This is a genomic window from Rhizobium jaguaris, assembly GCF_003627755.1.
GTDB lineage: Bacteria > Pseudomonadota > Alphaproteobacteria > Rhizobiales > Rhizobiaceae > Rhizobium > Rhizobium jaguaris.
The window spans coordinates 391317-403985 of record NZ_CP032695.1; the positions used below are offsets into that span (position 1 = coordinate 391317).

11 protein-coding genes are annotated in these 12669 nt (G+C 59.4%); 5 read left to right on the forward strand and 6 right to left on the reverse strand.

Annotated elements, in window-relative coordinates:
* Positions 1–12 precede the first annotated feature (12 nt).
* From tagF to CCGE525_RS23930, 3 genes are read left to right on the forward strand one after another with little or no spacing between them, the layout of a single operon-like run.
* Positions 13–759 carry a type VI secretion system-associated protein TagF gene (gene tagF, locus CCGE525_RS23920; RefSeq protein ID WP_120708595.1) on the forward strand — a complete coding sequence of 249 codons (747 nt, stop codon included), beginning with the start codon at positions 13–15 and terminating at the stop codon, positions 757–759.
* Positions 759–1454: a PP2C family protein-serine/threonine phosphatase gene (locus CCGE525_RS23925; protein ID WP_162950288.1), complete on the forward strand. Its 696-nt coding sequence runs from the start codon at positions 759–761 to the stop codon at positions 1452–1454. Before tagF ends, CCGE525_RS23925 begins: the two co-directional genes overlap by 1 nt.
* Positions 1444–2391 (forward strand): serine/threonine-protein kinase, encoded by a 948-nt coding sequence (locus tag CCGE525_RS23930; protein WP_120706852.1) that lies wholly within the window; start codon positions 1444–1446, stop codon positions 2389–2391. Before CCGE525_RS23925 ends, CCGE525_RS23930 begins: the two co-directional genes overlap by 11 nt.
* Before the next feature lie 137 nt (positions 2392–2528).
* On the opposite strand, the gene CCGE525_RS23935 is transcribed toward CCGE525_RS23930, so the two are convergent.
* The 3 genes from CCGE525_RS23935 to CCGE525_RS23945 form a co-directional block, all read right to left on the reverse strand.
* Positions 2529–3686, reverse strand: coding sequence for an HlyD family secretion protein (locus CCGE525_RS23935; protein ID WP_120706853.1), 1158 nt, complete (start codon positions 3684–3686; stop codon positions 2529–2531).
* The gene (locus CCGE525_RS23940; RefSeq protein ID WP_120706854.1) at positions 3686–4027 is read right to left on the reverse strand and encodes a DUF3302 domain-containing protein; all 342 of its coding nucleotides are present in this window, start codon (positions 4025–4027) and stop codon (positions 3686–3688) included. The genes CCGE525_RS23935 and CCGE525_RS23940 overlap by 1 nt, the downstream gene beginning before the upstream one ends.
* 142 nt (positions 4028–4169) lie before the next feature.
* Positions 4170–5948: a hypothetical protein gene (locus tag CCGE525_RS23945; RefSeq protein WP_120706855.1), complete on the reverse strand. Its 1779-nt coding sequence runs from the start codon at positions 5946–5948 to the stop codon at positions 4170–4172.
* A 128-nt stretch (positions 5949–6076) separates the two neighbouring features.
* Between CCGE525_RS23945 and CCGE525_RS23950 the strand changes: the two genes are divergently transcribed.
* Positions 6077–6382 carry a hypothetical protein gene (locus CCGE525_RS23950; protein ID WP_425375912.1) on the forward strand — a complete coding sequence of 102 codons (306 nt, stop codon included), beginning with the start codon at positions 6077–6079 and terminating at the stop codon, positions 6380–6382.
* Positions 6383–6472: 90 nt separating this feature from the next.
* Here the strand turns inward: CCGE525_RS23950 and CCGE525_RS23955 are convergent, their stop codons facing one another.
* The 3 genes from CCGE525_RS23955 to CCGE525_RS23965 form a co-directional block, all read right to left on the reverse strand.
* Positions 6473–7597, reverse strand: coding sequence for an AI-2E family transporter (locus CCGE525_RS23955; RefSeq protein WP_120706857.1), 1125 nt, complete (start codon positions 7595–7597; stop codon positions 6473–6475).
* A gap of 89 nt (positions 7598–7686) precedes the next feature.
* The gene (ppk2, locus tag CCGE525_RS23960) at positions 7687–8520 is read right to left on the reverse strand and encodes a polyphosphate kinase 2 (protein ID WP_120706858.1); all 834 of its coding nucleotides are present in this window, start codon (positions 8518–8520) and stop codon (positions 7687–7689) included.
* Positions 8504–10267 (reverse strand): SulP family inorganic anion transporter, encoded by a 1764-nt coding sequence (locus tag CCGE525_RS23965; protein ID WP_120706859.1) that lies wholly within the window; start codon positions 10265–10267, stop codon positions 8504–8506. Before CCGE525_RS23965 ends, ppk2 begins: the two co-directional genes overlap by 17 nt.
* 977 nt (positions 10268–11244) lie before the next feature.
* Here CCGE525_RS23965 and CCGE525_RS23970 point away from each other — a divergent pair.
* Positions 11245–12666, forward strand: coding sequence for a DUF3300 domain-containing protein (locus tag CCGE525_RS23970; RefSeq protein WP_120706860.1), 1422 nt, complete (start codon positions 11245–11247; stop codon positions 12664–12666).
* Positions 12667–12669 lie beyond the last annotated feature (3 nt).

A 12669-nucleotide genomic window follows, 5' to 3' on the forward strand; every position in this document is an offset into this window, starting at 1 on the left:
CGCGGCGCGGCGATGGAGGCGCAGGGCTATTTCGGCAAAGTTCCGTCGGTCGGCGATTTCGTTTTCCGAGCCCTGCCGGTTCGCATGACGGAAATCTGGGCGAGCCAGATGCAGCGCTGGCTGGCCGCAGCACGGCCGGTTGGCGGCGCCTCTTTCCAGAAGTCCTTCCTGACATCGCCCGTCTGGCGGTTCGCTCTTGCGCGCGACGTCGTGAGCCCGGAAGGTTGGGTCGGACTTTTTGCGGGGTCGATCGATCGCGTCGGCCGCGAATTTCCCTTTACTGTCATGATATCGGTCGATCTCGATCCCGCCGCTCGGCAGCCGACTGCGACGATCGATGCGTTTTTCGATGGTCTGGAGGCCCGGATGCTCGCCTTCATGGAGGGGCAGGCCAGCCGGGAGGAGCTGGTTGCCGGGATTGATGTCTGCGCCGAAGCGCTGCGTGCAGCCCTCGAGCAGTTTCCTGCCCAAGGCGACCGGGAACTGCTGTTGCCGCGTGACGGAGAGGATATGCTTTGCCTGTCCGGTCCAGCTGAGCACAGTTCATCGCGGACAGCCTATTGCTGGGCGGGCGCCGGCGGCGAGGCCTCCCGTCTTTGCCTCTGGTGGCATGACGACACCCGGATGCAGCCCGCCGCCCTCTGCGTCAGCCGCGGTCTTCCCGTCGCACAGGCCGCCATTCCCTTCCTCCTCGGCGAATGGCTGAAGCATGGCTGGACCCTGTCGGCTCTGCCAATCCGGGGCGAGGCAGAGGCGTGATGACGGAACACCCGACAGCCAGATCGCCGTTCCTGGAGGCGGAGGCCGCGACCAGCCGCGGCCGCAAGCATGCAGTGAACGAGGACGCCTATACCGTCAATCTCAATGCCGGATTCTTCGCGGTCGCCGACGGCATGGGCGGGCATCGCGACGGCCATGTCGCCAGCGGCGCAATCATTTCACTGTTGGAGCGCACGCTCGATGGCGACGCGTCCTTCGAGCAGAGGATCGAGATGGCGACGCAGTCAATCCAGACCGTCAACAAGGTGCTCTACGACCAGACACTAGCCACGCCGGGAGCCGATATTTCCGGTTCGACGGTCGTCGCAGTCATCATCGATGAGAATTATGCATGTTGTCTCTGGGCTGGCGATTCTCGCCTTTATCTTTTCCGCAATAACTGTCTTTATCTGATTTCCGAGGATCACGTAGGGGAAGGTGGCGTTCTGACGCGGGCGGTCGGCTCGTCTCCTTATATCGAGGTTGATCGGCGGATCATCGAAGTCAGGGATCGCGACGTCTTTCTGCTCTGCAGCGACGGGCTTCTCAAGGGTATGAGCGAGACGGCGGTCGCCGATCTTCTTGGGTCGGATGGCCATGCGCCCGTCGATCGGCTGCTGGCAAAATCGATCGCCGGCGGGTCGGCGGACGATGTGACGGCCATTTTGGTTTGGGTGGGTTACCATGAGCGCTGAGGCGCAACGCGAGGATGTTGTCGATCTGCCGCTGCGGTCGCGGTGGCCGACGGTCGAGCCAGGTGCGATTCTTCGCGGCCGCTTCGAGCTGATTGCCGAAATCGGTCGCGGCGGCCTTTCGGTGGTCTACAAAGCGAGGGATCTGGTCGCCGCCAGGGCGGGCTTCGCCAACGCCTTCGTCGCCTTGAAGATCATCGTCGAGGATGCCGAAACCGATCAGGACATTCTTGCGCTCATGTACCGTGAGGCGCGCCGGCTGCGCGACCTCCAGCATCCGAACATCGTGCGCGTCTATGACATGGACCGCGACGGCAACGTCCATTTCATGGTCATGGAACATCTGGAAGGGCAAACGCTGGCGAAAATCCTGCGGGAGGCGGGAGAACATCGCTTGGAGCTTGCTCAGATCGAAAGAATCGTCGCCGACATTTCTGCCGCCCTTCGGTATGCCCACGCCAATAACATCATTCACGCCGACCTCAAGCCGGGGAATGTTTTCATCGAGCGCAGCGGCCGGGTGAAGCTCATCGATTTCAATATTGCCTATCCGGTCGCGCGGGTCTCGCGCCTCGGCGAGGAGGATACGGTGCGGATCCTCGGCCGCCTCGGTGCCGTCACGCCGATCTACGCCTCGCCGCAGCGCCTGATGGGCGCAGAGCCCAGCGAGGGCGACGACATCTATTCCCTCGGCGTCATAACCTATCTGATGCTGACAGGAGAAAGGCCCTTCGGTGCCGCCAACGCCTTGGAGGCACAGGCGAATGGCATTTCCTCAGCACTCCCGGGCGGCCTTTCGAAACGCCAGCGCGCGGCACTTCATAATGCCCTGTCGCTGGACGACCGCCATCGAACAGCGTCGGCGGAGCATTTCTCCACCCAATTCACCAAGCCATTGATCATTGCGCTGATGGACACCATCCGGAAACTGCCCGGCTGAAGCTTGGCGGGACAGGCCACACGCGTTGGCGAGAAACCCATCCGCAGTTCCAATCCCAGCAATACCTGGGATTGGTTTGGCTTGTTCAAATAATCAAGCATCACACTGCCGGTTTGCTGCAGTTATTTCGAGCCCGTTCAGTGCTCGAGGAAGACGTAGTTCATCCAGCTGCTCATACGCAGGAGGACCTTGCGAAGGATCGCGACATGGTGCCAGTGGTCGGTATAGACCGCGACCGATGCGACGGCGCCCCCTGGCAGCTGATACTGGTCGGTCGGCTCTAGCAGTTCGATGCCCGCCAGCGTCTGTCCTGGGGCGACGCGTTCGGGCGACTGCGGGTCTATCAGCGCTCCGCTCGGCTGAAGCTGACCCTGGGCCATCACATCGATGACTTGTGCGACGCGGGCCTTGAAGATCTTGCCGGGAACCGCCCTGAACGCGACCTCGGCTTCATCACCGGCGCGCACACGCTGCAACGAATTCTGAATGAACGCAGCGGCAAGGATTCGGTCCGCACTATCGATGAACACCATAACCGGACGCAGCGGCAATGGGTTCGCCATCATCCCCGGACGGAGAAAGACTTGCGTCACGTAACCGTCGCTAGGTGCGCGCACCGTCGTCTGATCCAGCTCGTATTCCGCATTGCCCAGTTCCGCCTTCAGTCTGGCCACGGTAGGATTCGTGCCATTGATGTCGGATTCATAAGCGAGTCTCGCCTGCGCCGCCTGCGCGCGTGCCGTGTCGGCGGTCGCTTCGGCCGTCAGATAAAGCCCGCGGCGGTTTTCGACTTCGAGTTCGGAATAGACAGCGCCCCGGCCACTGGATTTCGCGTTCTCGTTTGAGTCCTGGAATTTCTGGAACGCCTGCAACGCACGATCTCGCGAGGCTTCTGCTCCGACCACCCCGGCATTGGCGGCATCGAGCGCAGCCTTCAATTGAAGGACATTCTGCTCCGCCTCGGCCAGCGCTGCCCTCTTTTGATCGACGACGAACTGGTATGGTCGCGGATCGATGCGGAAGAGGACATCGCCCTTCTTCAGCGGCACATTTGGCGTGACGGGCACTTCCACGACCTGCCCGCCGACAGTGGGGATGACGGGTGCAGAGGTGAAATAGATGCGCCCATCGCTGGAATAGGGATGGTTGTAGCTCATGATAAGCAGCAGGGCGGAGATCAGAAAGATCCCGCCAAGGACGGCCGTTGCAAGCGTCCATTGGTTTACCGGAATCCGGAACACCTTAAAGATCGTCCAGCAGATCGCGGCATAGGTAAGAATAAGGAGCAGATCCATCAGACTTTTTCCTTCTCCGACGGGCGGGCCTCAAGCTCGGCGATGCGAGCGTGAAGGCGTGCGATTTCGGCGTTCGCTTCGGCCTCGTGCGTGAACTTGCCATCGGGCCGCATTCCCCAACCGCGGTCCTCCCGATAGAGGGTCGCCCAAATGAACAGAAACGGCCAGATGACGTGCAACGTGAACAGGCTCACCCATCCAGCGATATGGATCGCGTCCTGGTGCGGATGATTGCGAGCCTTGGCGATCAGATGCGGGATGTCGTGAATTGCGATCACTGCGTAGAACAGGGTGATCACCACGAAAAACAGCACCCCAAGTGCAAAATAGTCAAGAAACACAGTCCCTCCTTTCCGGCTGGCGCAGCCGAGCCAACCGGCCTTGGTCTAGGAGGAGATAGTAGCGCTGCGACGCCCCGAACGCCCGTAACATCACGTATCGTCTATCGGCAGGGGCGCGGACGTGTCGCAAAATTCGTGTTTGTCAGGGGGAGATTGCAATCCCGGCCGATCTTAGTCCTTCAAGAAAGCGGTCCTGGTCCGACGGGCGCTGCAGGCGTTTAGCGACTTCCTTGCGAATATTGGCCAACAAAGCTGGTGCGTTCGCCTTCAGCCAGGCTTCTTCTTGGTGGGCATCCTCGAGCTTGCCCTGAGCCCCGAATACCGCGAGCAGGACGAGATGGTGCATGGGGTTGTATTTGAGATCGGCCATGCGCCCCCAAAGTTCGGCCGCCTGGTAGTCGCCACGCATGTAGGCACAGAGCGCCAACCCCACCTCGTAGTATCCTATCGGGCCTGGATTTCTGTTGATCGCGCTCGACATCAGTTCACAACCCGTGTCCCATTTTCCGGAGAAAGCGAGCCGAAAACCATATTCGCCAGCGACTTCGGTGTCGTTGGGATTGATGGCGTAGGCGGCTGCTCCCGCCCTTAATGCTGCGTCGACATCGCCTTGGAAAAAATTCGCGAGCATTAGTGCCTGCAAAGCCCGTGCATTTTGCGGGTCTAGGTCCACGGCGCGCTTGGCTGTATCAACGGCAAGCGTCAACGGCTCGGCCAATCGCCGCATATCGAGCTGGTATTGGAACCTGACCTCGTCCAGATAGGTCAGGGAAAGCAATGCCCATGCGGTCGAATAGTTCGGCAGACGCTCGGTCGTGCGTTTGAGACAGTCGAGGACCGCATCATGGTTTTGCGGATTAAGATCAACCCGGTAGCTGTAATAGGACAAGGTGCAGGCGTAGGCATCCCAGTCGTCGGGTGGAGACTGGGCCACGCGTGCAGCATCGGCCTGGAAGATGACGCCATAAGGTTGGGCAAGAGCTGTTGCGACACGCTGCGCGACATCGGCTTCGACCTCCAAGACATCCTGAACGCGAAGGTCCCTGTCGTAGTTGCTCGCCCAAATCACCGATCCGTCGGCTCGGTGGACCAGCCTGGCAGTCAGCCGAAGTTTGTCTCCGCCGACGCGCACGCCTCCCTGCAGTGCGTAGCGCGGTTCCTCTTGCTGGATACCCGGTCCGGAAGATGGCTCTCTCGTAATAACGGCGATTTCCTTGAATTTTGCCAGTTCGCCAATGACCTCGTCGGTAAGTCCGCGGGCGATGTCGGAAGGCTCTCCCTGCTTGGAAATTTCTTCGAACGGTTCGACGAGCACCTCGGGTGTGACCAGGCTCATGGAGGCCGAGGTGGTCTTGCGTGCCCAGGGCAACGGGAAGAAGAAGGCGGTGATCGCAATCAACAGTGCGAGGGCGACGGCCGCCGGCAGCGCGTACCATGCCCATGAGAAACGAGGTGACCGATCTTTATGCTCCGCGGCCGGTACCGGTTTCGGCATTTCGGAGGCGCTCGCAAAGCCGTCCTCCGCCGTCGGTTGATCGTGAGGCCTTTCAGCGGCGGCGTAGCGAAAACAGGGGACATAGGCACCCTTCGGAATCGTAATTTCAACCTGGTCCGTCTGCCCTGCGACCAGATAGTAGCGTTCGAGTCCCCGGCGTATGCGGCCCGCCTCTATTCTGACGACCGGGTCATTCTGTGCGTCGAAGGAAGGGTCCCGTGTGAAGACCTCCTGTGCAATCGTATAGGCCTTGAGATAGTCCGCACGCCCCGCGAGCGTCTCTTCTACAATGTATTCCAGGAATCTGCGGCCCCGCTCGGGTGCGAGAAACTCGTCACTTGCAAGGATCCGCTCAAGTTGCTCTCTGATTTCGCTGATTTCTGGGGAGGACGCACTTTCCCCGCCGCTTGCTCGCGCACTTTGCATGATGTCCCCTCGCGCCTTGTCGACGTCTGTACCCTCGTATGTTCCTGTATATTACACCTCTAATCTAGGTGGTGCCAATATAATGTCTCAATCTAAATGGCGTACCCCAGATGAGTGAGGCGAGGATAATGTCGGAAGAAAACAATTCAGCGCACTTGTCCGCCCTCGCAATTTTGGAGGTACGCTTCCCTGACGAGGTCATGCGAGTACAACAGCTCATCAAGATTGACGAAACCTTTCGCAGCATGTGTGAAGATTTGGCTGCAGCCGTCGAAACACTCACCCATGTCGACCGCTTGCCGGAAAGCGTACGTGAGACGCGACGACAGGAATACGCCGATCTCGTCGACGCTCTTGTAAACGAAATACACGATGCGATCCGGCGCTCGAACGTCGTGGTGTTGAGACGGCCGGCCGACCGGCCCAAGTCATAATGCCGTCGCGAAAGCGATCATGCCAAGATGATCGTATCCGGCAAGAGCCGAGGGCAGTGTGATTAGACGTCGTCTTGATCACAATAGGCCTCAAACGGATGCCGCAGCGGGCTTATCGTCGGGACGTGGTGCCGGGCTCGCCCAGGCAGCGAGCAGATCGTAGAAGACGCCGAGAACGACCGGGCCGAGAAATAAACCAACCAGGCCATGCGACAAAGCCCCTCCGATGACACCCAACAAGATGACCGACATGGGGGTGGACAAGCCGCGCGAGATCAAGATTGGCTTTAGGAAATTATCAAGAACGGTGACCGGCACCGAAAGGAGTGTAAACAGCAACGCTTCCGAGAAGGACCATGTGAACCAACCCCAAATGACCAGGGGCAATAGCACAAGGCCCGGCCCAATCTGTGCGATGCACAATATGAAGACGATGAAGGTCAGTGCTCCACGCGCAGGGACGTCGAACACTACGAATAACAGCCCGCAGAGCAGCGTCTGCAATAATGCTATACCAATGACGCCCCGGGAAACATTGCGCACCGTCATGCCTGCGAGTTGAACGAAGTCGGTGCCTCTTTTTCCCCCGACGCGCATGGCAACAATGTTGACTGCCGTGATGAGCCGGCTCCTTGCAACGAGGAAGAAGCCGCACAGCAATACTGATGCGATAAAGCTTAGAACGTTGCCTCCGAAGGCCGCTGTTCTCTCGAGGATGACTCCGGCCAATTCCCGTATAGGTCCCTGAAATTGCTTCAACATCGCCGCGAAGTTGGCTACGGCGTAGTTCCATGCTTGGTAAAGGCGCTCGCCGAACGGAGCCCAATCTCTTAGGCTTTGAGGAGCCGTCGGCAACACGATCGTCCCTTCTTTCATGCCGGTCAAGAACCCCTGTGTAGCGTCGGCAAAGCTGAACACTATGGCCGCCACCGGCGCGATAATGACGACCAGGCACGCGACGACGATCAAAGTCGCAGCAATTACGCCGCGGCCGCCCAGAAGCGTCGAGAGCAGATGAAAGAGCGGAAAAAGAGCGATCGCCAATATCGCGGCCCAGGCAATGATCGATATGAAAGGCGCGATGACTGTGAAGGACCAATAAGCGAAGAGGCCAATGATGCCAAATCGGATGAAATCGCTTATGCGCGCGTCAGTCGAGGCGTGGCTCCGCTGAACTTCGTCAGCGGCCGTGCTTTTGTAGTAGTCGTCATGCATTGGTGCTATCCCGCTACTTCCCCGTTAGGAGGCCGCTGAACTGGTTTCGTGCTGATGGACTTTGGCATTCGCCGCGCTGATCCCGCTGCCTACCAAGCAAGATCGGGTACGACATGGCGAAGGCTCGCGTCTTCGATGTAGTTCGCCGGCCGCTTCTGCCGCTTGCCCAAGTCCGGCTTGTCGAATTTTACCCGCTCGTAGGGGATCGACTTCAGAATATGCGAGATGCAATTGATGCGAGCCCGCTTCTTGTCATCCGATGGGACGATCCACCATGGAGCGTGCTCACTGTCAGTCATTCGGATCATGTCGTCATAGGCACGCGAGTAATCCCACCAGCGGCGATAGGACTCCACATCCATGGGGCTGAGCTTCCACTGCCGCAGCGGGTCGTCGATTCTTCGGCGGAAACGACGTTCCTGTTCTTCTTCGCTGACGGTGAGAAAATACTTGAGCAGCATGATGCCGCCCTCCACCATGGCGGCCTCGAAACGGGGGGTGAGCTCGAGGAAACGGCGGGCCGTCTTTTCGGGAGTGTAGCCCATCACACGCTCGACGCCGGGACGATTGTACCAACTGCGGTCGAAGATCACGATCTCTCCCGCTGCCGGAAGATGGGCGATGTAGCGTTGCATGTAGATCTGCGACTTTTCCCGGTCATTAGGGGCAGGTAACGCGACCACCCGAAACACGCGCGGGCTGACGCGTTCCGTGATGCGCTTGATCATGCCGCCCTTGCCGGCGGCGTCGCGGCCCTCGAATATGATCACGATGCGGGCGCCGGAGCTTTTGACCCAAGCTTGCAGGTGGGCGAGCTCGACCTGCAGTTTGCCGATCTCCTTTTCATAGTTCTTGTTTTTCTTCTTCTTGCTGTCGCGGCTGCCTGCTGCTTCTTCTTGATCTACATCAGACGTCTTGTTCATGATTTCCCTCCCTGGGTGACGATGTCTGTTCCCCTCCGCCGCGAGCAGGCATCCCGTCGCGTTCCTTCTGGAGATGGAATCTCGTGACGACGGATTCCTTGTCGTTAAAGAAATTTTCCGCACCGATATTTTTGGCAACGCCCGCGCGCTCAAGCAGCGCCTTCGCCTCGGCGTTCAGCTCCGCGACCCCGAAGACGATACCCCGCTCCTGCAGGGCCAAGCGCACGGCATCAAGCGCCGACGCTCCAGTGCTGTCGAGATACACGACCGCGCTGCCATCGAGAATAAAGCGGCTGATATTTGGAGGGAGATCGTTCGCAATGTCGCGTAGTCGCGTTCGCACATAGTCGGCATTGTAGAAAAGGACGCTGCCCTGAATGAAGCATATCGCTACCCCTTCAATCCCGGCAGCATTCGGATACCGACCCATATCGTAAAAGCCGTCACGGCCTGGAATACGACCCAGAAGCCCATCACGAGGATACATCGTCTTGCGCAGGAGATAGACCATTGTCGCGACTATGGCGACGATCACGCCATTCAAGACACCGAAGCTGATGGCGCCCCACATGGCGATCAGTGCGAAGACGAACTCCATCCGGCTGATGCGCCATATCTTCCGAAGTTCGTGAACATCGATCAGGCCGATCGCAGCGGTCGCCAATATAGCGGCAAGAGCGGGAATAGGCAGGATGCGCAGGGCGCTGTGCAGGAAGACCAGTGCCGCAACCAAAGTCGCCGCGGACACCAGACCGGCTGCTTGCGAGCGGCCGCCGACCGATAAACTGATCGCTGTTCTCGAGTCCGATACGCTGATCGGAAAAGACCCAAACAGGCCCGGAGCAATGTTGGCGGCGCCCAGCCCGATCAGCTCCTGGTTGGCGTCGACTTCTTCGCCTGCACGCGTTCCGAAGCTGCGAGCAGCGACGAGGCCCGCGCCGAAACTGACGAGGAAGACTGCGGCCGATCCCAGCGCAATCTTGTCCAGCGGCATCTGCGAGATCGCGGGCAAAGAAATCGACGGGAGTCCACGAGGAATGTCGCCAATCACAGCAATCCCTCGCCCCTGAAAATCAAAAAGGGCAGAGAGCAGACAGGATACGACAACCACCAGCACCGGCCCTGGTATCCGGGAGTGCATGGCCTTTGCGATCCAAAGCAGGCAGAACATCGCAAGACCGAATAGCAACGACGGCCAGTGGATCGATGCGCTCTTGCGAAGTATTTCGATCACCGGCGCCAGCAGGCCGTCCGATTCAATGCGCACGCCGGTGAAACGGCTGATCTGACCCACGATGATGGAAAGCGACACGCCGGCGAAGAAGCCGACAAGGATTGGCCGGGAAAGAAAATTCGCCACAACGCCGAGGCGCAACAGCCGGGCGGCAAAGCAGAAACATCCAACTCCCAGCGCAAGAGCCGCCGCGATTGACACGCGATCGACCGGAGCCCCGGCTGGCAAACTCGCGACGATCGCACTCATTGCGGCCGCGAGTACTGTCATCGTCGCAGCGTCCGGCCCGACCACCAATACCCGCGAGGGGCCGAAAAGAGCATAGGCGATGGGAGCGACAATGCACGCATAAATTCCCGTTTCCGGCGGCAGTCCCGCGATGGCGGGATAGGCTATGGCGCTGGGCAGTCCGACCGCCGCGATCGACAGTCCAGCGGGGATGTCGCTGCGCAGCCAGTCCGGGCGAAATCCGACCAGGCCTCGCAACATGGGCAGACGAAAACTGACGGCCATTCAGAACTCCCTTCTGCGAGGGGCGTCGGTCAAAAGGACCGGCTCCGCCGCCACGGCTGCGATCAGCCTCTGCAATGTTCGAGAAAGTCGTAGTTCATCCAACTGCTTATCCTCGTCGTGGTCGGCAAGTGGGATTTTAATGCGATGACCGTCGCAGCGTGTGTAGCATCGCGTAACATCCCCCGTGCCGCCGTCCGGCGGCTGGGCGCCGCTTGCTGGCAGCCGACTTGGGCACTGGCCGGTGCTCCTTCGCCGATGGGGTGCGCGCTTGCAATCTGCAGACCATCGCAGGACGTTCTTGTTCCCACCGGCATTGAGGTCGCAGCGCCGCGAGGGCGATCCTTCGTTTCCGCCAAAGCAAAATGCTTGCGTTGGTCAAGGCAAGCAGGAAGGTAAGCCATTGCTACCGGTTGGTAGCTTGAAAGCCCGCAACATGCATAGGAACCGCTATCCGGCTAATCTTTGCTAAAGAGGCTTGTGGCTCTTGTCATGGGGAGCAGCCGATTGACCGTTTGCGAATACCGTCCCCGGGCTCCTTCCAGGGACCAGACACATTATTCGCCTAGCCTCATGCGATAGTACCAGTTCTGCTCCCCACGAAATGGAACCATTCAAGCGGGTGACGACTGCCTGCCGCAAGCCGATTGTGTTGCGTGTCCGGGGCGAGAGCCGCGTACCCGCCTGCAGAACGCACCGCCGTAACTTCGTGTATGATACATTCAACATGCAACCGGATGTAATATGCTCCTGGCCATCGGTAGGGCTGAACCGATGTCATTGGCGGGAACTGCGATGTGATCGCACGCAAACCAGTTGGACATGGCAAGTAGCTCTTATTGCGGTTTGAGGCCTGTTTCTCGGCAAGCAACCGATGCAAATCTGAAAGTGATGCGGGATCCGAAAGGAGCTCCATCAAGCCGTTCTTGCTGCGGGCGTAATCGGCGTTTGGAATCAATCGCTATGGGGGAGGCATTATCATGGGGATAAAAGTGCAAAAGCTTGTTATCGGCCTATCGGTCGTGTCATTCCTTGTAATGCAGGAGCAGCGTCCAGCCTATTCGCAAACAGCACCCGCAACCAATCCGCCAGCGGCGCAAACGGCTCAAGAAGCGCCTGCGGTACTTTCGGACGACGAGCTGGAAGTCCTCGTCGCCCGTATCGCGCTCTATCCGGATGATCTGGTGGCGGCCATCTCCGCGGCGTCGCTTTTCCCGCTTCAAATAGTCGAGGCTTCCCGTTTCCTGGAAGCGAAGAAGAAGAATGCGGATCTCAAACCAAAGAGTGATTGGGACGGCAGTGTCATCTCGCTGCTGAACTATCCGGAAGTCGTCAAGATGATGAGCGACGACTTGGAATGGACGCAAGATTTTGGCAATGCCCTGACGAACCAGCAGAAAGATGTGCTGGTCGCTATCCAGCAGTTGCGCGACGAGGCTGTCGCCAAAGGCATCATCAAGACCGATGAAAAGATCACTGTGGTGACGCAAAACGACAACGTCATCATTCAGCCGACCAATCCCGAAAAGATCTACGTCCCGCAGTATCCGCCGGAAATGCTTTATCAGACTGGCTATGCGCCGCAGCCCGTTTCCTACTATTCGGAGCCTTACCCAAACTATTACTATCCCGGAGCGGCCTTCTTCGCCGCGGCGGTGACCGGCGCCGTATGGGCTGCAGCCGTCAACTGGGATAACTGGGGAGTATGGGGCGGCAACTGGCGCGGAGACGTCGATGTTGACTGCAACAACTGTTTCAACAACAGGAATTTCAACGGCAAGGTCAAATGGAACGATATCGACTGGAAGAATGTGGATCGCAGCAAGCTGAACATCGACAGGCAACAGCTCGCGAATATGGACAGGTCCACGATCAGAAACAATCTTCAGTCCGATAGCCGCAACGATTTGCGCAACCGCGCTCAGACTGTAAATCGGGAGCGTACCGGTGTCGCAGGCGATCGCGTTAACCGCGCTGCTGATGTCCGCAGAGACACGATGCAAGGCTTGCAACAAAGGCCGACGGCTCGACCGACGAACGCAGCCAATCGGCCGGCGGCGGCTCGTGGCGACGGCCAGGGACCGAGGGCGGCGTCAGGCGCAAACCGTGGCAATGCAAACGCAGCTCGTCAAAACAATCAGAAGCTGGCCTCCAGGCCTGACAACAGAGGCCGCCAGGCTTCGGCGCTCGGCAACCCGTCGTCAGGCCGCCGGGAGGCCATGGCGTCCCAGCGTGGCCGCCAGAGCATGGGGGGCACTTCTCGACCGGCCCCCAGAGCATCAGCGAGTCGCGGTGGCGGCCCGAGGCCGACGGCCCATCGCGGTGGCGGCGGACATCGTCCCATGCCGAGTAGGGGTGGTGGCGGCGGCCGAGGCGGCGGCGGTAGAGGCGGCAGAAGATAGGCA

Excerpts from the sequence above, each read along its gene's own strand:
- CCGE525_RS23970 (WP_120706860.1), top strand. The coding sequence starts at position 11,245 with ATGGGGATAAAAGTGCAAAAGCTTGTTATCGGCCTATCGGTCGTGTCA.
- CCGE525_RS23925 (WP_162950288.1), top strand. The coding sequence starts at position 759 with ATGACGGAACACCCGACAGCCAGATCGCCGTTCCTGGAGGCGGAGGCC.
- CCGE525_RS23930 (WP_120706852.1), top strand. The coding sequence starts at position 1,444 with ATGAGCGCTGAGGCGCAACGCGAGGATGTTGTCGATCTGCCGCTGCGG.
- ppk2 (WP_120706858.1), bottom strand. The coding sequence starts at position 8,520 with ATGAACAAGACGTCTGATGTAGATCAAGAAGAAGCAGCAGGCAGCCGC.
- CCGE525_RS23955 (WP_120706857.1), bottom strand. The coding sequence starts at position 7,597 with ATGCATGACGACTACTACAAAAGCACGGCCGCTGACGAAGTTCAGCGG.
- tagF (WP_120708595.1), top strand. The coding sequence starts at position 13 with ATGGAGGCGCAGGGCTATTTCGGCAAAGTTCCGTCGGTCGGCGATTTC.
- CCGE525_RS23935 (WP_120706853.1), bottom strand. The coding sequence starts at position 3,686 with ATGGATCTGCTCCTTATTCTTACCTATGCCGCGATCTGCTGGACGATC.
- CCGE525_RS23950 (WP_425375912.1), top strand. The coding sequence starts at position 6,077 with ATGTCGGAAGAAAACAATTCAGCGCACTTGTCCGCCCTCGCAATTTTG.
- CCGE525_RS23945 (WP_120706855.1), bottom strand. The coding sequence starts at position 5,948 with ATGCAAAGTGCGCGAGCAAGCGGCGGGGAAAGTGCGTCCTCCCCAGAA.
- CCGE525_RS23965 (WP_120706859.1), bottom strand. The coding sequence starts at position 10,267 with ATGGCCGTCAGTTTTCGTCTGCCCATGTTGCGAGGCCTGGTCGGATTT.